This is a genomic window from Eubacterium maltosivorans, assembly GCF_002441855.2.
GTDB classification, from domain to species: domain Bacteria; phylum Bacillota; class Clostridia; order Eubacteriales; family Eubacteriaceae; genus Eubacterium; species Eubacterium maltosivorans.
Map to the genome: position 1 here is coordinate 1,444,670 of NZ_CP029487.1, position 20,142 is coordinate 1,464,811.

Consider the following 20,142-nt stretch of genomic DNA (forward strand, 5'->3'; position numbering starts at 1 on the left):
CCTAACTGGCTTTCATCTTTTTATTTTCTAACATATTGTTATAATCAATGTTAAAAAAAATTTTGTCTATAGATTTTCCTAAATAATCTGATATTTCTTTTGCCTTTTTCAATGGTGGGTTTCTTTTGCCTGACTCCCATTGAGCAACAGCTGCTTGACTAACATTCAGATCTTCTGCCATTTTTTCTTGCGTCACGCCCTTTTCAACACGATACTTCTCAATATTGTTCAATTATTATGCCTCCTTTCTTATAACTTTATGTTATAAACATTATATAACATATTGTGATTTTTGTAAAGTGTTTTTATAACATTTATAACATTTTTTTAATCCGTTCACATTTATAACAGAATGTGATATTATAATAACAAGAGGTGAGAATATGTTTGGTGAACGATTAAAGCAGCTCCGGGAGTCTAAAGACATTACTCAACAAGATTTAGCCGATATTTTAGGTGTGTCCGTTGGCACTATCGGAATGTACGAAATTGATAAACGGATGCCTAATAATAAAAACAGAAAAAAGTTGGCTGAATATTTTGGAGTCTCATCTGATTATTTATTAGGTCTATCGGATGATCCTACTCTTACAGATACCGAAGCTGAACAAGTAGATGATTTGAAAGCTTTCCTTAAAGACAGCGATATGCGGGCTATGTTCAAAGATTATGATCTTTGGACCGACGAAGAAAAGCAAGCCGTCCTAACTGTACTTAAGGGGCAAAAGGCACTTAGAGAAAGCAAGGAATAGCTTGCTTTTCTTTTGCATCGTATGTAAAACGTTTTTAATAAAATCACTATATAAATACACATTTAAAGGAGAAGAAAATGGCTTTTGAAGAAAACTTGAAGAATCTCATTACACGAATTAAATCCATGAAGAACAGCATTTCAACGGAAGAAGCAACTAAAACATCCATTATTATGCCCTTTTTTCAAATTCTAGGGTATGATGTTTTTAATCCTGTGGAATTTATTCCAGAGTATACTGCCGATGTAGGAATCAAAAAGGGCGAAAAAGTAGACTACGCAATATGCCTAAACGACAAATTGACAATTTTAATTGAAGCTAAATCTATTAATCAACAGTTAGAAAAGCATGATTCACAATTATTCAGATATTTTGGCACTACAGCTGCGAAATTTGCAATTTTAACCAATGGTTTAATCTATCGTTTTTATACGGATCTGGACGAACAGAATAGAATGGACAGCACCCCTTTCTTTGAAATAGATTTAGAAGATATCAGCGATAGCCAGATAGCTGAACTGAAAAAATTTTGCAAAGAAAATTTTGATCTAAGTAAAATTCTTGATACAGCTTCTGAGTTAAAATATTTAAGTATGATTAAAAGAGTATTAAAAGAACAATTCATTAATCCAAGTGATGATTTTGTCAAATTTATCCTTAGTCAAGAAGTATATGATGGGATGAAGACACAGTCAGTAATTGACAAATACAAGCCAATTGTAAAAAAATCTATATCTCAATATATAAATGAACTGGTCAATGATAAAATCCAGAACGCCTTGAAAGACGAAGACGCCCATCCAGTAAGCGAAACATCTGCTGCAGAAGATGACGAAACCAAAGCAGAAGAACCAATTGAGATTCAGCCAGAAAATTTAATCGTAACAACTGAAGATGAAATGCAAGCTTACTATACAGTAAAAGCTATTCTAGCTAAAGATTTTGACATCTCAAGAATAAGCTATAAAGATACTAGGAGTTACTTTGCAATACTTATTGATGGAATGGTATCTAAATGGGTGTGCAGAATATTTTTAAAAGAAAGTGTTAAATTTGTTGTTATCGGCTATGACGAAAATAAAAAAGAAATTCGCTATGATATTGAGTCGTTAGATGACCTCTTCGGTTTATCTGATAAACTCACAGAAAGAACAAAACAGTTAATAGGATAATACCTGGATTAAAAACGGATCAAATAAGTGCTATGCAAGATTTAAAATACAAAAATGAGGAAGCAAGAAAAAACTTGCTTTCTTTTGTAGTATATACAAAAATTTTTGAACTAATTAAGCATTGATTTATATTATGGAGGCAAAGAAATGTCAAAACAAAGCAAACAGCCTATATCGAAAACCCCGTGGTTCGTTATTACTTTGCTTATCGTGTTTTTCCCTGTTGGCCTTTACCTAATGTGGCACAATAACCTGTTTAAAGAAAAGACAAGGTTTATTGTATCCGGTGTGTTGGCCTTTTTTCTGGTTGTAGGATTGTTTTCCCCAAACACATCCGCCGATTCTTCAACGCAGATAGCTTCAAAACCTACTCCAACCGCCGTTGCTGTTACCCCCACGCCAACCCCTGCCCCTACTCCCACACCTACTCCGAAGCCAACGCCTACCCCGGCGCCAACACCGGAACCGACAATAGAGCAAACTCAACCCGAAGAAGCACCAGCCGTTGCAGCTATTGATGAACCTGCAGCAGCAAGCGAATATTCAGCGCCGGCATCATCTGGCACTTATATAGGAAATATAAAAACAGGTAAGTTTCACAGACCATCCTGTCATACACTTCCAAAAGAAGGTAATCGAAAATATTTTGATTCCAGAGACGAAGCGATAAGCAGCGGTTATGACCCTTGTAAAAACTGTGACCCATAAGGAGGACAAACGTGAGCGACAATAAAAAAAAGACACAAGCACCACAAAGCGAAAACAACGGTAACGGAACCCTTGTAGGAGCGCTATTCTGCTTAATATTTATGTTTTATGGTTTTAAAAACTTTAATTTTTTCTCAATTGTCTTATTTGGTGGAATTACCATATATCTATTCAGTAAGTGGAGCAAAATCAAAAAATCCTACAGGCCCAAAAATATTGAAACAGAGCCTAGCACTAGCACACCCCAACAGGAGCCTGTTGTTGCTGATGCCGCTTATGAGCCTGTAGCCGATGAGTCTATAGACTATGGTGTTATTGAAGAAAAAAAAGAAACGACACCTATTGTCAAGGAAACAACACAAACCCAAGAAGATGTTAATCAAAAAGAAAACGAGCAGGAATTTGATTACGAAACAGAAAGAGAACTTCTTCAAGAATTACTCGATTGCGCAGGCGATCCACTTTTAACCCATTATCGGTACGTTGATCTGCAAGAGTTTTACTACAAATTTCGTGATTTAAGCCCTATATATGTGAATAGCTGCATTGACTACTGTGTACGGGACATCGAAATTTACAATGATGCGTATAACGAGATCGTCAAGCGCCATGCCGAACAAATAGAAGATATGAGGCAAAACGGGGATCTAACGGATCGAGAATACGAGAAACGCAAAAAAGAGGAAGTTAAGCTTCCAATTCCGTCATTTAAACGTCTTGCCATTATTTTTGAAAAAATGAAGCAATACGACAGTGCTATTGAAATTTGTGATCTTGCAATAAAAAATGGGTTCAATGACGATGGCACTAAATATGGCTTTAAAGGCCGGAAAAAACGCATTCTGGCTAAAATGAAAAAGGAAAATAAGGAGTAGAAATGAAACAAAAATTTTATGAAAAAACTTGGTTTTTTATTCTTATGTGTATTTTCTTGCCACCCGTTGCAATTGCTCTGTTGTGGGTGCAGAAAAAAAGCAATAAAGGTGTAAGAATTATCGGAACTATTTTAATGGCAGTATGGACGTTAATTATAATTATATCCATTGTAGCCACTGGATCTGCGTCAAAAGATTTTGAAAAAGGTTTCTCAGATGGGACTTCTGCTGCTGTTTCCAACACAACGCCCACATCAACACCAGAGGCTTCATCTCCATCCTCCGATTCGTCAGAAGGGATAATTTCTGTTCAGTCAGCTATTGATAAAACCAACTTAAAAAATACCACTACTACCAGTACACTAAAACCGGATGGTAGTTATGAACTCACAGTTGATGCGGATATGCCAGATTACATGGCAAAATCGGCTGTATTTAATAATGCTTACGATCTTTGTGAATATCTAAAAGAATACCCGAAACTTGCAGAAGAATACTCATCAGTTATAATTAATTATAACGGTGACTATGTAGCTCAAGATGGCACTACTCAACATATGCCTTATGCCCGTATTCGATATACTGTTGAACAAATCAATAATTTCGATTTTTCATCCAGAGACTATACCGGATTCAAAAATATTGCAGATGTCGTAAAAATGAATATTGACTAATTTGAACTTATAGCCCGAATATTCGGGCTTTTCACAATTTCTTTTTCTCTCCACGTTTAAAACATTTGTTTTTCATTTATTTACATATAGAACTTTCGTTCGATACGTGCTATAATATTTCTCAACCAATAGGAGGATTATTATATGTACTATTTTATTTCTAAAAAAGTGGCCGAGATTCACGACGAGTTTAACATTAATACCTTTCCAGTTCCAATTGCGGACATCGAACAAATTTTGATTGACTTAGACTATGACATTATGATTTTACCAGACATAACAAAAGCTTGTGTGATTGGTGACACTATTATGATGCCTTACGCCGAAACACCTGAATATCGCCGTTTACTTGCTCATGAAGTTGGCCACATCTTTTTACATGACTTTAACTCTTTTCGTCAAAATCCTTTTAACACACGTAAATGCGAATGTCAGGCCGAAGCTTTTGCTGCCTATTTTCTAATAGAAGAATCCCTTTTCCTAGAAGATCTGAAATGTTTATATGATGAAGAACTTGCCGAAAAGTACGGAGTACCTATCGAGTTCATTCTTTTTAGAAAAACGTTGATAGACCATTTGGCCGCCTGAACAGTATTTTTTTTAACCACAAACAAGAACATTCGTTTTACATTTTCCTTTAAAAAAGGCAATACGTTTGCTCAAAACTGCAAACAATCAGTAATATTACTTCCAAGGAGGTTCACTATGCCTGAAAGACTAAAACCAAAAAAGAAAAAAGCAAAACCATTAAAACAGGCAAAATATACCATTGGCTATACCCCAGATGGAAAAGCAATCCGAAAAAGTTTTTATGGCCGAAATAACAAAGAGATAGAAGCCAAGTATCGAGCTTACCAGCAAGAAAAGTTTGAAGAAGATCGTAAACAGGAGTTCATAACTTTTAAAGAGTTTTCGGAAGAATGGCTGGATAAATTCAAACGCCCTTCTGTAAGCCCAGTAACCTATCGTTCTACCTACAAAGCTAACCTAAAAACACTGAATACTTCAATTGGAGACATCCCTGTTATTAAGCTTACCACCAACGATTTGCAAGCTATCTTTGGAAGTGTCAGCGATATTAGTAAGTCAAAAGCGCAAAAAATGTTCATTATTGCTAAGGCCGTTTTAGAGCACGCTGTTACGATTAACCTGATCACACACAATCCTATGAAAGGAGTTGTTGTTGGAAAGACCCGAAAAAGCGAAAATAAACAGGCATATACAGGCGAAGAATACCGCCAGGTAGTTGAGTTTGCTAAAACACACAAGTACGGAAATGGCCCCCTTTTAGCCCTAATGGCAGGGCTTCGACTTGGAGAAATTTGTGCTCTGCAATGGTCGGACATTGATTTCTACAAAAAAATCCTCCATGTCCGTAAAGCAACTACCATCGACAATCACGGCCGATCAATAATCAAGGAGCCAAAAACTGCCTGCTCTATAAGAGATATTCCTATTAACGATGAATTTTGTCAATTTTTTGGCGCGCAAATCCAGCTGGATACTTTTGTTATTGGTAATGGTTCAAACATAATTATGGACAGCATGAATTATATCCATAGAAATTTCAAATATTTTAAGAACGACTTGCAGAAAAAATATCCGCACATTCAGAATCTAAATATGCACGAACTGCGTCACAGCTTTGGCACTGTTCATTATAAGGCTGGCACCCCCATAGATGTTATCTCAACAATCATGGGACACTCTAATATCGAAATAACAAAAAAGATATATGTTCACGATAACGTGGAAGATGCCCGAAACCGGATTGATTTTTCTAAATTACCATAATTTTTTACTTTTTGTCCTATTTTTGTCCTAAATTTTACATAAGTGGCTATATTTAGCCACTTAAAATTGATTCGTAATCAATAGGTCAGGGGTTCGATTCCCCTCTTCAGCTCCATTAAAAAGCAGGGCGGATTTACCAAATTGGTAGACCCGCTTTTTTTATTGTGATACTCTTTATTTACCCAACAGACCTTTACATAAAAAACAATCTTTTCTCTACCTGCCTGAAAACTGCATAACCAGCCGTTTTTCCCCATCGTAAGTGTTTAAATAATACCCTTAAAAATCATTGCACAATATATAAACCTGTGCTATGATGGGGCTAATCAATACAAAGAGTAGACAAGGTGCGTAAAGTGTTAAAGGATGGGAAGTTGCCTTTAAACGAAAATAGGTCATTGCGGTACCTTGTCGCTTCCGCTTGTACAAATCAACAACCCTGTCCGCAGGGAGCCTGGCTGTCCTACAGATGCAGGCAAGTCTTATCCTCCGGGATACAATAGTTGTAGGCGTGCGGAAGCATTACTTTCAGAAATTGAAGGAGGTTCTCATGAAAAGTAATGCTTTATCCCGTGGCACCACCCGTACGAAACTGGTCGTCAATTGTGGTTTGCTTATTGCCATCAGCATTGTGCTGAAAATTTTATTCGAGATGTATATTCCTCTGGGTGGTTTTCCATCCCTCAGAATCAATCTGACATCTCTCCCAATTATGCTTTCCGGCATTTTATTGGGGCCACTCGCTGGTTTTATCGTCGGCTTTATTTCCGATCTGCTGTGCTTTTTTATCAAGCCCGGCGGTCCATTCTTTCTCGGTTTCACGGTTGCCAGCGGCCTGACAGGGTTGATTCCCGGCCTGCTGTGGATGCTGTTAAGGAAAAAGGAGATCAAGCATCTGGAATGGTTTAACCTTGGTTTTATCGTGTTGTCTGTTGGTGTTCTAGTATTAACCGGATTGTTCAGCTTTGAAAACAGCACAATCTACTATGCCGGTGAACCACTGAATCCATTTGTTTTAGTGTTGTTTATTGCTTTAATGGTCGGCTTTGTGATCTTTCCCATCATCACGGTCAGGCGTTCCGAGGTGCTCGGAGAATACCGAAGCGACTATATTCTGTTCATCGTCAGTGTGACCCAACTGATAACTTCCATTATTTTGAACACCTGGTTTTTAACCATTTTGTATGGTCAGGCAGTAACCGTGCTTTTACCCGCGCGGATTATCACCAATATTTTCTTGATACCACTTTACACAATCGCCTTAGTGGGATTACTGAAGGTATTGCCAAAATTTGTAAAAAAATAGGTTTCAGGAGCTGTGTAAAAACAGCTCTTTTTATATTTCTAAATCTTATCATTGAAAACCTATTGCAATAGTGGTAAGATAGACACAATTAATGATAAACAGAGTAGATAAGACGCGTGAAGTGTTAAAGGATGGGAAGTTGCCTTTAAACGAAAATAGGTCATTGCGGTGTCTTATCGCTTCCGCTGTGCCCTACGATGGGGATTGTAGGTTGCGGAAGCACTGCTCTTTTTACCGAGCAGTGCTTTTTGTGTTTATTTTTAATAATTTATAGCGTTCAATATTGGAGGAACACAAATGAACAAAGAAAAAATTATGGAAGCTGTTACTATGCTGATTGAAGCCATCGGCGAAGATCCCCAGCGTGAGGGCCTTGTAGACACACCCGACCGTATTGCGAGAATGTATGAAGAAATCTTTGCTGGTATCGGGCAAACAGCCGAAGAACACCTGTCAAAATCTTTTACCATCGAGTCCAATGATCTTGTCATTGAACGGGACATTCCTTTCTATTCCATGTGTGAACACCATTTTCTGCCTTTCTACGGAAAGGTGCACATCGCCTATGTACCAAATGGTAAAGTTGCCGGCCTCTCAAAGCTGGTGAGGACTGTAGATGTTTACGCGAAGAAACCCCAGCTTCAAGAAAAACTGACCTCAGAAATCGGCAGCGCCATCATGGAATATCTAAACGCCCAGGGCGTAATGGTCATTATTGAAGCCGAACATCTCTGCATGAACATGCGCGGTGTCAAGCGTCCCGGCACAAAGACCGTAACCGCCATGAGCGATGGTATCTTAAAAACAGACGCCAGCCTGAAAAACGACGTCTACAATCTTCTAGGAATACGAGCATGAGCTCAAAACTCACCCAGACCAACCGACTACTGAATCTTCCGGAATACCAGGATTATCTGCAACGAATCGAAGTTCATGAAAAAGACCGCCGTCTTTGCCGTCATAATCTGGCTCACTTTCTGGATGTTGCCAGAATCGCGGCTGTCATTGCGAATGAAGAGGGCCTGAGCCTGAATCGAGATCTTATTTATACGACTGCTCTGCTGCATGATATCGGACGTTTTGTCCAGTACGAAAACGGGACCCCCCACGAACGGGCTTCTCACGATCTTGCCGTTGGCCTTCTCAGACATCTGGACTTTTCCTCAGAAGATCAGTCGGTTATTTTAGAAGCGATCCTGTCTCACCGCACTGCTGGTACCCAGGGCTTTAATGCGGTTTTTTATCAGGCCGATAAAAAATCCCGGGCCTGCTATGGCTGTGCTGCTCAGGAAGAGTGTAACTGGAACAATGAAAAGAAAAATTTAGAAATCACCTATTAACCTCAAGGAGACAAAATGAAAATTGGCAATAAAGATTTTGATTTAAAAAACCATGTGTATATAATGGGAATTTTAAATGTTACGCCTGATTCTTTTTCAGACGGCGGGCGTTTTGATTCTCAGGATCAGGCGCTGCGTCACGCAGAGGAAATGATTGAAGCCGGTGCCGACATTATCGACATCGGCGGTGAATCCACAAGACCTTCCCATACCCCTCTTGGCGAAGAAGATGAACTGAACCGCGTTATCCCTATGATCAAAGCTATCAGAAAACGCTTTGATATTCCCATATCTGTCGACACTTACAAGGCAAAGGTCGGCGAAGCCGCCATCGAAGCCGGCGCAGACCTTATCAATGATGTCTGGGGCTTTAAACGGGAACCACATCTGGCTGAGGTAACAGCAAAATACCAGGTTCCCTGCTGCCTGATGCACAACCGCACAAATACAGACTACACCGATTTAATGGCGGATATGCTTATTGATCTTCAAGAATCCATTGACATCGCCCTGAAGGCTGGCGTTTCAAAAGACGCCATTATACTTGATCCCGGCATTGGTTTTGCTAAAACAAGTGATGACAACCTGACCGTCATGCACCATCTGGAGGTCCTTCAAAAGCTGGGATATCCTGTGCTTCTCGGCACTTCACGGAAGAGCTTTATCGGCAATACCCTTGACCTGCCGGTAGACCAACGCCTGGAGGGAACTATGGCCACCACTGTTGTAGGGGTGATGAAGGGATGCTCCATTATCCGAGTGCATGATGTCCTCGAAAACCGACGCGCTGCACTGATGACCGCGGCTATCATGAGAGGCTAGTTATGGATAAGCTTTATATTAAAGACCTCGAGGTCTTTGCCAACCACGGTGTGTTCGAGGAAGAAAAAAGACTGGGACAAAAATTTGTCATTTCCGTTACCCTTGAATTGGATATGCATGCCGCAGCTGTTACCGGCGACCTGTCCAAATCTGTAAACTACGGTGAGCTCAGCGCAGAAATCGAAACGGAATTCCAACGGGAAAGCTATGATCTCATCGAAACTGCCGGAGAAAAGCTGGCAGATTATATTTTAAGCCGCTATGATCTGGTACAGGGCGTAACCGTCCTGGTGAAAAAGCCCTGGGCGCCCATCCATAAGCCTCTTGATTACGCCGCCATCGAAATCAGCCGAAGCTGGCACCGCGCTTTCATTGCCTTTGGCTCAAACCTCGGTGACCGAGAAAAAAATATTCAGACCGCCATTGCTTCACTAACGAACCGAAACGATATCCGCCTGGTTTGTCAGTCCAGCATCATCGAAACTGAACCGTGGGGATATGCCGATCAAGATGCTTTTTTAAACGGCGTTATAGAAATAAAAACAACCCTGTCCCCCGCAGATCTCATGACGCTGCTGCTGGAGACGGAAAAACGCCTAAAACGCCAACGTGTTATCCACTGGGGACCACGCACACTGGATCTTGACATTTTATTTTATGACAGACTTATCTGCGACCATCCGCATATTACCCTTCCACACCCCAGAATTCAGGATCGGCTTTTTGTACTGGAACCCATGGCAGAAATCGCTCCCTGGTACATCCATCCCGTGCTTGGCAAAAGCATGACTGAGCTTATGGAGCAATTAAAAAAGTCTGAGGCATGAGAATCTTATGCGCTTTTTTAATCCCACAACGGACAAAAACGTTCCCGGTAAAAACAGGGCTTTTTCCCTGATTTTACCGGGATTTTTATTAAAATTTCATTAATTCAAAAGTTTTGTATTGTTAAAATGACCCAATAAGAGTATACTGGTAAGTGAAATAAATCAAACAAATTTAAACGAGCGACGACTCAGGAGGTTTGAAATGGGATTAGTAACATCTACTGAAATGTTTAAGAAAGCATATGAAGGCAAATACGCTGTGGGCGCTTTTAATGTAAACGATATGGAGATTATCCAGGGCATCGTTGAAGCCGCACAGGAAGAACAGGCTCCTTTGATTTTGCAGGTGTCCGCCGGCGCCAGAAAATACGCCAATCCGGTTTATCTTAAAAAGCTGGTTGAAGCAGCGGTTGAAACCACTGATCTGGATATATGCCTGCATCTGGACCACGGCGCAGATTTTGAAATCTGTAAATCCTGTGTTGACGGAGGTTTTACCTCTGTCATGATCGACGGCTCCAAATACCCTTTTGAAGAAAATATCGCGTTGACTAAAAAAGTAGCTGATTACGCGCACGATCACGGTGTCGTCGTGGAAGCTGAGCTTGGAAAACTGGCAGGCATTGAAGATGCTGTAAACGTAGGCGACCACGAAGCTTCTTTTACCGATCCAGATGAAGCTGTTGAATTTGTCGAAAGAACAGGCTGTGATTCTCTGGCCATTACCATAGGTACCAGCCACGGCGCCTTTAAATTCAAGGGTACTCCAAAGCTGGATTTCCCGAGACTGGAAAAAATTTCCGGCTTGCTGCCTGGCTATCCGCTGGTGCTTCACGGATCTTCCAGTGTTCCCAAAGAATTTGTCGATTTATGCAACCAGTACGGCGGCGCCATCCCGGGCGCACAGGGCGTACCGGAGGATATGCTGCGTGAAGCCGCCAAATGGGGCGTCTGTAAGATCAACATTGATACAGATTTGAGACTGGCCATGACAGCCTCCATCCGCAAGGTCTTTGTAGAGCAGCCGCAGGTCTTTGACCCAAGAGAGTATCTTGGACCAGGCCGTGCCGCCATTAAAGCCATGGTTGCCCATAAGCTTAAAGACGTTCTGGGCTGTGCAGGCAAACTCTAAACAAAAATGAATATCCAATCCGGAATGCCCGACATTCCGGATTTTTTATGGTATAATCATTCTACAATCAATAAAAGAGCAAGGAAGTTTTATGAAACAATATACCATTGATGAAAACTCAGGAAACCAGCGTCTTGACCGGTACCTGGCCAAGCTGATGCCACTGGCGGACAGAAATTTTCTGCAAAAGATGCTGCGCAAAAAAAGAATCAAGCTCAACGGCGGCCGGGCCGATCCCAAAGACACAGTCCACATTGGCGACACCGTCCAAGTTTATTTTTCCGAAGAAACCATCGCAGGCTTTCAGGAAAAAAAGGCACAGCGACATTTTGATCTGACGTCGGAAATCAAAAAAATATTTGAACCACCGGTTTATGAGGATGATCATCTGCTGGTCATCAACAAACCCGCCGGCCTTTTAAGTCAGGCAGATGTCTCCGGCGACATTTCTTTGATTGATGCAGCACGGACCTACCTGAAAAAAAATACGCCCGGCAACACAGAGGCTTTTGACGTCGTCATTTCTAACAGACTGGACCGCAACACCAGCGGTATTATTCTCATGCCAAAGGATTATCCGACCTTACAGGCAGTGAACGCCGCTATTCGGGAGCGACAGGCTTTAAAAGAATATCACACCATTGTATCTGGCGTATTGAAAAAGCCTGGCACCCTTACCGGCTTTTTAACCAAAGACACCACCGAAAATAAATCAGCCATCCAAAGCCAGTCCGGAAAAGGCGCTAAAGAGGTTCGGATGGACTACTGCCCCCTCACAGATAATGGCAGATTCACGCTTCTGGAGGTAACGCTTCACACCGGGCGTTCTCACCAGATTCGTTCACAGCTTACCGACTATGGCTTTCCCATCATCGGCGACTACAAGTATGGCGATCCCTCCATCAACCGTCAGTTTAATCAGAAGTATGGTTTAAATCACCATTTACTGCACAGCCGGCACTATGCTATAAAAGACCTGGGCTACGATTTCACAGCTCCCTATCCGCCGCTCTTTAAGCAACTTTTAAAGGATCTGAAACTGGACAGGGAGGCGTTTTAGCATGGGATACTGGCACAGCCGCGGTCTGCGCGGCAGCTATCTTGAAGAATGTATTAACCAGACCAACAAAATTTACCTTGAGCAGGGGCTGGCTGTTGTCCAGAAGCTTCCGACCGCCATTAAGCCCATAGAGCTGGACCCAGGCAAGGGAACCATTAAGCTGGCTTACTTTGAAGAAAAAAGCACCGTCGATTACATGGGCAATGTCCAGGGGATTCCCATCTGTTTTGACGCCAAGGAGACCAACCAGAAGCGGCTTCCTATCGCCAATATACACGAGCACCAGATCGAGTTCATGGACGCCTTTAACCGGCAGGAGGGCTTGTCTTTTCTCATCGTTTGGTTTAAACTATTTGATGAACACTACTTATTGCCCTACGAGACTTTAAAGGCCTACTGGGACGCTGCCAAAAAAGATGGCCGCAAGTCTATTCCCTACGCTGCCTTTGATAAAAAATATCAGATTCATCCCTGCGGCAATATTCTGGTGCACTACCTTGAGACGCTTAACGTCTACTTAAATAATAAAGGAGAAACATCATGAAAAAAATCGCAAGCTTTACTGTTAACCATATTGATTTGCTGCGTGGAATTTACGTTTCACGCAAGGATTACTGCGGCGACGACTGTATCACCACCTTTGATATCCGCATGAAGGAGCCGAACCGCGAGCCGGTCATCAACACCGCTGAGCTCCATACCATCGAACATCTCGGCGCTACCTATCTGCGCAATGACCCTGAACTCAGCGAAAAGATCGTCTATTTTGGACCCATGGGCTGCCGTACCGGTTACTATCTGCTGATGAAGGGCGACCTTACCTCAAAGGATGTGGTTCCTCTGGTAACTGACCTCTTCAAGTTTATGGCTGATTTTGAGGGAGACGTCCCCGGAGCTGCTCCGAGAGACTGCGGTAACTATCTGGATATGAATCTGGGCATGGCAAAATATGAATCCAAAAAATTTCTCGATGAAGTTTTAATGAATCTGACCGAAGCCAATCTTATTTATCCTGAATAAACTTAAGAAGACCGCTTCAGCGGGCTGCCGACTCTGTATCGTCAGCCCGTTTTTTAATCGGCGCTTGACAAAAGGAATATATACCTCACCCTATAGCCTTTTATCCACACCGGCACCAGTATGTCAAATAACTAAATAGAAGTAAAATTTTGCTCTCAAATTAAAAAATATTGCAACCGGTTAAAAACTGTGCTATAGTAAATTCATGCTAGCAGCCCGGCTGTCAGAGAGGCTTCGCGCCAATCCTAAGCTATGCTGTCAGTTTTTACAAAAGTATCGTGCTGAAGGTAAGGGATTTTCCCAAACCGCGAAGGCGGGCAGATAACCATGGGTTGCCAGTGTGATCATTTTTTAATGAAATCGGCAAGCCTTATTTTGTTATGATCGCTCCCTGAGCCTTTTTCGGCACAGGGAGCTTTTTTGCATTTTGATACTTTTACTTGACTAAGAAAGGAAGATGTTATGGAAACACGAATTGCTTTAATCGGAATCATTGTTGAAAACCCCGAATCGGTGGAAAGCCTTAACGCCATCTTGCATGACTACTCCGAGTTTATTATTGGCAGAATGGGCATTCCCTACAAGCAGCGCAGCATATCTGTTATCAGTGTCATTGTCGACGCCCCTACGGATGTGATCAGCGCATTATCCGGGAAGCTGGGTATGCTGCCCAATGTTAATGCCAAAACCGTTTATTCAAAATTACCATCACAATAAAGAATGAAAGACTTAATCTGTAAGCTGGAGAAAAATGAGGCGCTGGAAAAAGCGGAATGGGTCCGTCTGATTGCCGGACAGACACCCGAGCTTTCGGCCTTTCTCTTTAAAAAAGCCCGATGTCAGGCTCAAAAATATTATGGAAACCGGATTTATACCCGCGGACTCATTGAATTCTCAAACTACTGTAAAAACGACTGCTACTACTGTGGTATCCGCAGAAGTAATGACCGCGTAAAACGCTACCGGCTTTCCGAAAATGACATAATGGACTGCTGTGCCGCAGGCTACAAACTGGGCTTCAGGACTTTTGTGCTTCAGGGCGGTGAGGACCCTTGGTTTAACGACGACCGGATGTGCCGTATCGTCGGATATATCCGTCAGACTTACCCTGACTGTGCCATTACCCTGTCCCTGGGGGAACGCAGCGCTGAATCCTATAAACGTCTCTACGCTGCCGGTGCAAATCGTTATCTTCTGAGGCATGAAACGGCAGACTTTTCACATTACCACACCCTGCACCCAAAAGCGCTTTCTCCCAAAACACGCCAGAGCTGTCTTTATAATCTTAAAGCGATCGGCTATCAGGTGGGCACTGGCATGATGATTGGTTCACCCGGACAGACGGCTGAACACCTGGCCGAGGATCTTTTATTCATGAAAGCGCTGGAGCCGTCTATGATCGGCATAGGGCCTTTTATTCCCCAGAAGGATACCCCTTTTGGCAGAGAAAGGCCCGGCACTCTGGAGCAGACCCTATTCTTAATCGGGCTGATCCGTCTCATGCTGCCAAACGCCTTGATACCGGCAACCACTGCTCTGGGTACAATTGACCCCAGTGGGCGTGAAAAAGGTGTACTGGCAGGCGCCAACGTAGTGATGCCTAACCTGTCACCTCTTTCTGTGAGAAAAAAATACGCCTTGTATGACAATAAAATCTGCACCGGTGACGAGGCAGCTGAGTGCCGGTCCTGCCTTCAAAACCGTATGCGCCAGATCGGATATGATCTGACTGTAGACCGCGGTGACGCGGCGAAAAAATAATTTTAGCTAAGGAAGTATCAAAATGTACAATAAGGAATCATTAACCGCAACCGAGTTCATTAACCATGAAGAAATTTTAGAAACCCTTGAATATGCAAAAGCCAATAAAAATAACCGGGAGCTCATCGACAGCCTCATCGAACGTGCGGCGGACTGCAAAGGTCTGACCCATCGTGAAGCCGCTGTTTTACTGGAATGTGATCTTGAGGATGAAAATGAAAAAATGTATTCCCTTGCCAAGGAAATCAAACAGAAATTTTATGGCAACCGCATTGTTATGTTCGCTCCGCTTTATCTGTCAAATTACTGTATCAACGGGTGTGTCTACTGCCCTTATCACCGCCAGAATAAGCATATCCGGCGAAAAAAACTGACTCAGGAGGAAATACGCGACGAGGTTATTGCCCTTCAGGATATGGGGCATAAGCGCCTGGCGCTGGAGACCGGTGAAGATCCAGCCAACAATCCCATCGAGTATGTGCTGGAAAGTATCCAGACCATTTACGGCATCAAACATAAAAACGGCGCGATCCGCCGCGTCAATGTCAATATTGCCGCCACTACAGTAGAAAACTATAAAAAGCTTAAAGATGCCGGCATTGGCACTTACATTTTATTCCAGGAAACCTACCATAAGGAAAACTATGAAAAACTGCACCCCACAGGACCCAAGCATGACTACGCTTACCATACAGAGGCAATGGACCGCGCCATGGACGGCGGCATTGATGATGTGGGTATCGGCGTTTTATTTGGGCTCAACATGTACCGCTACGACTTTGTAGGGCTTTTAATGCACGCCGAGCATCTAGAAGCTGCAAAGGGCGTTGGCCCGCACACCATCTCTGTCCCGCGAATCCGCTCCGCAGATGATATTGATCCCGATTCCTTTTCTGACGCCATTTCTGATGAAATTTTCCAGAAAATCGTCGCTGTTCTGCGCATCGCTGTGCCTTACACCGGTATGATTATCTCGACCCGCGAATCCCAGAAGACCCGTGAAAAAGTTCTGGATTTGGGGATTTCCCAGATCAGCGGAGGCTCCAGCACCTCAGTGGGCGGCTACGTCGAGCCTGAAAAGGAAGAGGATAACTCAGCCCAGTTTGACGTCAGCGATACCCGTACCCTTGATGAAGTCGTCAACTGGCTGCTGCAGCTTGGCTATATTCCAAGCTTCTGTACAGCCTGCTACCGAGAAGGGCGTACTGGAGATCGGTTCATGAGCCTGGTAAAATCCGGCCAGATCGCCAACTGCTGCCAGCCCAATGCGCTGATGACACTGAAAGAATACCTTGAGGATTATGCCAGTCCAGATACCAAGGCCAAGGGCGACTTTGTCATTAACGAAGAATTAAAGGATATTCCAAAAGATAAGGTGCGGAATATCGCCATTGAAAATCTCAAGGCCATCTCCCAGGGCCAGCGGGATTTCCGCTTCTGATTGTTTTGCCAGACATTAAAAAGGAGTACCTATGAGCTTAACATCCACCCCTCGTTCAAACCGGCTTCATATTGGAATTTACGGAAAACGCAACAGCGGCAAATCTTCATTGATCAACGCCCTGACCGGCCAGAAAATCGCACTGGTCTCTGACGTGGCAGGCACCACCGCCGACCCTGTTTACAAATATATGGAGATCCACGGTATCGGCCCCTGTATGTTTATCGACACTGCCGGCTTCGACGACGTCGGCGAGCTCGGCGAAATGCGCGTTGGGCAGACCCGCAAGGCTATGGATAAAACTGATATTGCCCTTGTAGTCTGGGGAGATACCCAGACCGAAGAAGAATACGACTGGATCGACGCCTTTAAAAAGCGGAATACGCCCGTTATTCCCGTTATCAACAAATCAGATATTCTGACCGATATTGAGCCGCTGGCCCTCGAAATCAAAGCCCGTCTTGGAGTGCCCCCTCTGATTGTCAGCGCAAAAACAAGAGAAGGCATGGATCATATACGAGAAGCGCTGATCCGCTCACTTCCCAAGGATTATGAGGCTGAGAGCATTACTGGCAATTTGTGTTCAGACAGTGATCTGGTCATGCTGATCATGCCACAGGATACCCAGGCGCCTAAGGGACGGCTTATCCTGCCGCAGGTACAGACGATCCGCGAGCTTTTAGATAAAAAGTGTATTGTCCACAGCGCCACTGCTGACCGTTTTGATGAGGCCATCGCCTGTCTGGCGAACCCGCCAAAGCTTATCATCACAGATTCTCAGGTCTTTAAAACCGTTTATGACAAAAAGCCCCCTGAAAGCAAGCTTACTTCCTTTTCAGTGCTGTTTGCCGCTTACAAGGGCGATCTGGACTACTTTGTTGAAGGATCCAAGGCTCTTGACCATTTGACAGAGAGCTCCAGGATTCTCATCGCAGAGGCCTGCACCCACGCGCCTCTCGAAGAGGATATCGGCCGCGAAAAAATTCCAAACATGCTCAGAAAGCGTGTCGGTAAAGGCCTGAGTGTTGACGTCGTAGCTGGGAATGATTTTCCCCAGGACCTGACGCCTTATGACTTGGTGATTCACTGCGGCGGCTGTATGTTTAACCGCAAGCACGTACTCTCAAGAGTTGAACGTGCCCGAAGCCAGGGGGTGCCTATGTGCAACTACGGCGTCACCATCGCCCACCTTTCAGGTATTCTGGATAAAATCGACCTGGTATAAACAAAGGAGACAACGCGAATGCGCTGTCTCCTTTGTTTTCTGCTTAACTTTTCTTTTTAACAAGTTCTAAAAAATCATTCTCTTCAAGAGGCCTGGAGTAATAGTAGCCCTGTATGTAGTCCGCTCCGCAGCGAATCATACAGTTCAGGTCTTCTTCTGTTTCGACCCTCTCGGCAACGACCTTAACATCTTTTATTTTGATCATCTCAACCATTTTCCGAACAAACTCAAATTGTTCCTGATTCTGCTGTACCTGCTGCACCAGATGATGATCCAGCTTGACAAAGGCAAAAGGAACCTGGGAAAAATAGGAAATATTGCCCTCGCCCGAACCAAAATTGTCCATAACAATGCAAATTCCGGCTGCATGCATCTGGTTCAGGACATCAATGGCTGCCGGAAAAGACTGCAGCAGCAAGGCTTCTGTGATTTCCACACAAATCTGATCCGGCGTAATACCGGATTCATGGATAATATTCAGGGTTTTCTTTCCATAATTCTGATCCACCAGCTGCTGTACCGACAGATTGACCGTAATATTTTCAATGCTTGTTCCCTGGCTTGACAAAAACTTCATGGTTTTGCAGGCCCTTCTCAATACCAGTTCTCCGACCTCTGTTACCAGATTATTCTTTTCAGCCACCCGTATGGCCTCATAAGGCGGAATGTACTGTCCATTTTCATCCTGAAGACGCATCAGAGCTTCAGCTGTGGTATAGCATTTCTTTCTGTAATCATAAACCGGCTGATACCAAACGTCAAAATTCTGAAGCTCGATCTGTTTGTTTAGCAGCTCGAGAATTTTACTCTCACGTTCCACATCATTGAGTACAGTCTGGTTATAAACAACGACGCTTTCTTCACTGAATTTTTTCGCAAAGCTCAGCGCTTGCCAGAGCCTCCTCACCAGTTCCTCAGCATTATCACCATGTTCAGGATAACGGCAGATACCAACCTTGTATTTAAGCTGAAAGCTGGCAGCGCCAACAGTTATCTCTGAATCCATCAGCTTTTGCAGTTCCAGCTGAATTCCATCATCACCATCCTGCATAGCATTTATGCCCATAAAACGGTCGCCGTAGACATGATAGATCTGATCTCCAAAAATCTTTTGGAGGCCACTGCTAATGCTCAAAAGAATCTCATTCCCGGTTTCAATCGAAAAAATCCGATTGTATTTTCCAAAATTTGCCACGTCGAGCATATAGATTGTAAAAGGTTCCTTTTTTCGAATAAAGCGAAGAATATCCTGATAGCCCTTCGGAAAATTCGCCAAATTCAGATGAAAGTCCATAAAAGCAGCTTTTTCAAGTTTTTCACAATAGCTTAACAGAGTATCAGACAGGGCGTTTAAATCTTCATCATTATAATGTCCAAAATCAAGTCCTTCTTCACCTTCAAATATACGCTGGCATCGTTCTTTCATCTCCCGCACCGGGCGTTTCATCCGGCTGTAAAAATAATAAAGCACAAAACCAAAAATACCCAGTAAAATAATGGTCAAAACAATCTGATAGGCCGAGTACTTCAAAATCGTTTGGAAGATTACTCGGCTGCTTACAGAGGTCATAAGCGCCATAGGATACTGATCGTCCCTGGCCACAAAGCCGATCATTTTTTGCCCATCCGAGTCGGCATAGGTAAAGGAATCGTATGTATTTTCGGTTTCGATTATTCCTTCCAAAAGTCCAGAACAGTTGACCACTTCTTCGTTGGCATCGCTGAGACTGAGATCCCCTTTTGTTGCTACCGGCATCCAGCTGTCACTGTCAAACAGAATCGTGCTCCGCTCATTTTCGCTGTCGGGCAGACTGATAAAATCATTATCATAATACAAGCTGATGCAACCAAGGTACTCGCCGTCTGCAGACCAGACCGGAGCACATACCTCTACCACAGCTTCATCTTTATAAGTGGTAAAATCTACCCGGTATGAGACTCCCTGAAAATAATCCGGCGTGTTATCCATTGTACTGCTATCCAGCTCGTCAATAACCTGAAGCGCTGTATTTTTAAGATAAATCCGATTATCTTTTCCCAGAATACGCATACCGACATAGTTTGGCATCAGCTTCACAGCCTCTTCGACCACATGGATCGCTTCCTTTTCTCTATCGCCTCCATCAGCGATACCCTCCCCACCTTCCAGCAGTGTACTGATACTGGCACTGGTGCTGAGATAAAGGGTTTCATCACCCAGGTTGTCAATGGTATCTGCAAGCATCGCCTCTGC

Annotated in this window: 22 protein-coding genes and 2 riboswitches; of the genes, 20 read left to right on the forward strand and 2 right to left on the reverse strand. The window is 43.2% G+C overall.

What is annotated here, in order from left to right; translation table 11 throughout:
* Nucleotide 1: 1 nt before the first annotated feature.
* Nucleotides 2–232 (reverse strand): helix-turn-helix transcriptional regulator, encoded by a 231-nt coding sequence (locus tag CPZ25_RS07165; protein ID WP_243129358.1) that lies wholly within the window; start codon nucleotides 230–232, stop codon nucleotides 2–4.
* 151 nt (nucleotides 233–383) lie between these two features.
* Between CPZ25_RS07165 and CPZ25_RS07170 the strand changes: the two genes are divergently transcribed.
* The 20 genes from CPZ25_RS07170 (at nucleotide 384) to hydF (ending at nucleotide 17,909) form a co-directional block, all read left to right on the forward strand.
* Nucleotides 384–752, forward strand: a complete 369-nt coding sequence (locus tag CPZ25_RS07170; RefSeq protein WP_096920666.1) for a helix-turn-helix domain-containing protein — start codon at nucleotides 384–386, stop codon at nucleotides 750–752.
* A gap of 77 nt (nucleotides 753–829) precedes the next feature.
* Nucleotides 830–1,924 carry a type I restriction endonuclease gene (locus tag CPZ25_RS07175; RefSeq protein ID WP_096920665.1) on the forward strand — a complete coding sequence of 365 codons (1,095 nt, stop codon included), beginning with the start codon at nucleotides 830–832 and terminating at the stop codon, nucleotides 1,922–1,924.
* 147 nt (nucleotides 1,925–2,071) lie between these two features.
* Complete coding sequence (locus CPZ25_RS07180) at nucleotides 2,072–2,632, forward strand: Ada metal-binding domain-containing protein (RefSeq protein ID WP_096920664.1); 561 nt, start codon at nucleotides 2,072–2,074, stop codon at nucleotides 2,630–2,632.
* 11 nt (nucleotides 2,633–2,643) lie between these two features.
* Nucleotides 2,644–3,507: a hypothetical protein gene (locus tag CPZ25_RS07185; RefSeq protein ID WP_096920663.1), complete on the forward strand. Its 864-nt coding sequence runs from the start codon at nucleotides 2,644–2,646 to the stop codon at nucleotides 3,505–3,507.
* A gap of 2 nt (nucleotides 3,508–3,509) precedes the next feature.
* Nucleotides 3,510–4,181, forward strand: coding sequence for a hypothetical protein (locus tag CPZ25_RS07190; RefSeq protein WP_096920662.1), 672 nt, complete (start codon nucleotides 3,510–3,512; stop codon nucleotides 4,179–4,181).
* 144 nt (nucleotides 4,182–4,325) lie between these two features.
* A complete protein-coding gene (locus CPZ25_RS07195; protein ID WP_096920661.1) occupies nucleotides 4,326–4,769 on the forward strand; it encodes an ImmA/IrrE family metallo-endopeptidase in 444 nt (147 codons plus the stop codon).
* Nucleotides 4,770–4,886: 117 nt separating this feature from the next.
* Nucleotides 4,887–5,975, forward strand: coding sequence for a site-specific integrase (locus tag CPZ25_RS07200; protein ID WP_096920660.1), 1,089 nt, complete (start codon nucleotides 4,887–4,889; stop codon nucleotides 5,973–5,975).
* A 332-nt stretch (nucleotides 5,976–6,307) separates the two neighbouring features.
* Nucleotides 6,308–6,399: riboswitch (THF riboswitch) on the forward strand.
* 126 nt (nucleotides 6,400–6,525) lie between these two features.
* Complete coding sequence (locus CPZ25_RS07210; protein WP_038352668.1) at nucleotides 6,526–7,281, forward strand: folate family ECF transporter S component; 756 nt, start codon at nucleotides 6,526–6,528, stop codon at nucleotides 7,279–7,281.
* Between the two features lie 97 nt (nucleotides 7,282–7,378).
* A riboswitch (THF riboswitch) is annotated at nucleotides 7,379–7,471 on the forward strand.
* Between the two features lie 107 nt (nucleotides 7,472–7,578).
* Nucleotides 7,579–8,139, forward strand: a complete 561-nt coding sequence (gene folE, locus CPZ25_RS07215) for a GTP cyclohydrolase I FolE (protein WP_074617226.1) — start codon at nucleotides 7,579–7,581, stop codon at nucleotides 8,137–8,139.
* On the forward strand, nucleotides 8,136–8,621 hold the full coding sequence (locus CPZ25_RS07220) for an HD domain-containing protein (protein ID WP_096920658.1): 486 nt from the start codon (nucleotides 8,136–8,138) through the stop codon (nucleotides 8,619–8,621). The genes folE and CPZ25_RS07220 overlap by 4 nt, the downstream gene beginning before the upstream one ends.
* Before the next feature lie 15 nt (nucleotides 8,622–8,636).
* Nucleotides 8,637–9,443 (forward strand): dihydropteroate synthase, encoded by an 807-nt coding sequence (folP, locus tag CPZ25_RS07225; RefSeq protein WP_096920657.1) that lies wholly within the window; start codon nucleotides 8,637–8,639, stop codon nucleotides 9,441–9,443.
* A gap of 2 nt (nucleotides 9,444–9,445) precedes the next feature.
* Nucleotides 9,446–10,270 carry a 2-amino-4-hydroxy-6-hydroxymethyldihydropteridine diphosphokinase gene (gene folK, locus CPZ25_RS07230; protein ID WP_096920656.1) on the forward strand — a complete coding sequence of 275 codons (825 nt, stop codon included), beginning with the start codon at nucleotides 9,446–9,448 and terminating at the stop codon, nucleotides 10,268–10,270.
* A gap of 202 nt (nucleotides 10,271–10,472) precedes the next feature.
* Nucleotides 10,473–11,402, forward strand: coding sequence for a class II fructose-1,6-bisphosphate aldolase (gene fba / locus CPZ25_RS07235; protein ID WP_058693910.1), 930 nt, complete (start codon nucleotides 10,473–10,475; stop codon nucleotides 11,400–11,402).
* A 91-nt stretch (nucleotides 11,403–11,493) separates the two neighbouring features.
* On the forward strand, nucleotides 11,494–12,462 hold the full coding sequence (locus tag CPZ25_RS07240) for an RluA family pseudouridine synthase (protein WP_096920655.1): 969 nt from the start codon (nucleotides 11,494–11,496) through the stop codon (nucleotides 12,460–12,462).
* Between the two features lies 1 nt (nucleotide 12,463).
* Nucleotides 12,464–13,006 (forward strand): Holliday junction resolvase RecU, encoded by a 543-nt coding sequence (locus tag CPZ25_RS07245; RefSeq protein WP_096920654.1) that lies wholly within the window; start codon nucleotides 12,464–12,466, stop codon nucleotides 13,004–13,006.
* Nucleotides 13,003–13,482 carry an S-ribosylhomocysteine lyase gene (locus tag CPZ25_RS07250; RefSeq protein WP_074617221.1) on the forward strand — a complete coding sequence of 160 codons (480 nt, stop codon included), beginning with the start codon at nucleotides 13,003–13,005 and terminating at the stop codon, nucleotides 13,480–13,482. Before CPZ25_RS07245 ends, CPZ25_RS07250 begins: the two co-directional genes overlap by 4 nt.
* Before the next feature lie 462 nt (nucleotides 13,483–13,944).
* Nucleotides 13,945–14,199 carry a TM1266 family iron-only hydrogenase system putative regulator gene (locus CPZ25_RS07255; protein ID WP_058693906.1) on the forward strand — a complete coding sequence of 85 codons (255 nt, stop codon included), beginning with the start codon at nucleotides 13,945–13,947 and terminating at the stop codon, nucleotides 14,197–14,199.
* A 3-nt stretch (nucleotides 14,200–14,202) separates the two neighbouring features.
* Nucleotides 14,203–15,243, forward strand: a complete 1,041-nt coding sequence (gene hydE / locus CPZ25_RS07260) for a [FeFe] hydrogenase H-cluster radical SAM maturase HydE (RefSeq protein WP_096920653.1) — start codon at nucleotides 14,203–14,205, stop codon at nucleotides 15,241–15,243.
* 22 nt (nucleotides 15,244–15,265) lie between these two features.
* Nucleotides 15,266–16,684, forward strand: coding sequence for a [FeFe] hydrogenase H-cluster radical SAM maturase HydG (hydG, locus tag CPZ25_RS07265; protein WP_058693904.1), 1,419 nt, complete (start codon nucleotides 15,266–15,268; stop codon nucleotides 16,682–16,684).
* A gap of 31 nt (nucleotides 16,685–16,715) precedes the next feature.
* Nucleotides 16,716–17,909 carry a [FeFe] hydrogenase H-cluster maturation GTPase HydF gene (gene hydF, locus CPZ25_RS07270; protein WP_096920652.1) on the forward strand — a complete coding sequence of 398 codons (1,194 nt, stop codon included), beginning with the start codon at nucleotides 16,716–16,718 and terminating at the stop codon, nucleotides 17,907–17,909.
* A gap of 43 nt (nucleotides 17,910–17,952) precedes the next feature.
* Here hydF and CPZ25_RS07275 read toward each other — a convergent pair whose 3' ends face one another.
* Nucleotides 17,953–20,133, reverse strand: a complete 2,181-nt coding sequence (locus CPZ25_RS07275) for an EAL domain-containing protein (RefSeq protein ID WP_167495187.1) — start codon at nucleotides 20,131–20,133, stop codon at nucleotides 17,953–17,955.
* Between the last annotated feature and the right edge of the window lie 9 nt (nucleotides 20,134–20,142).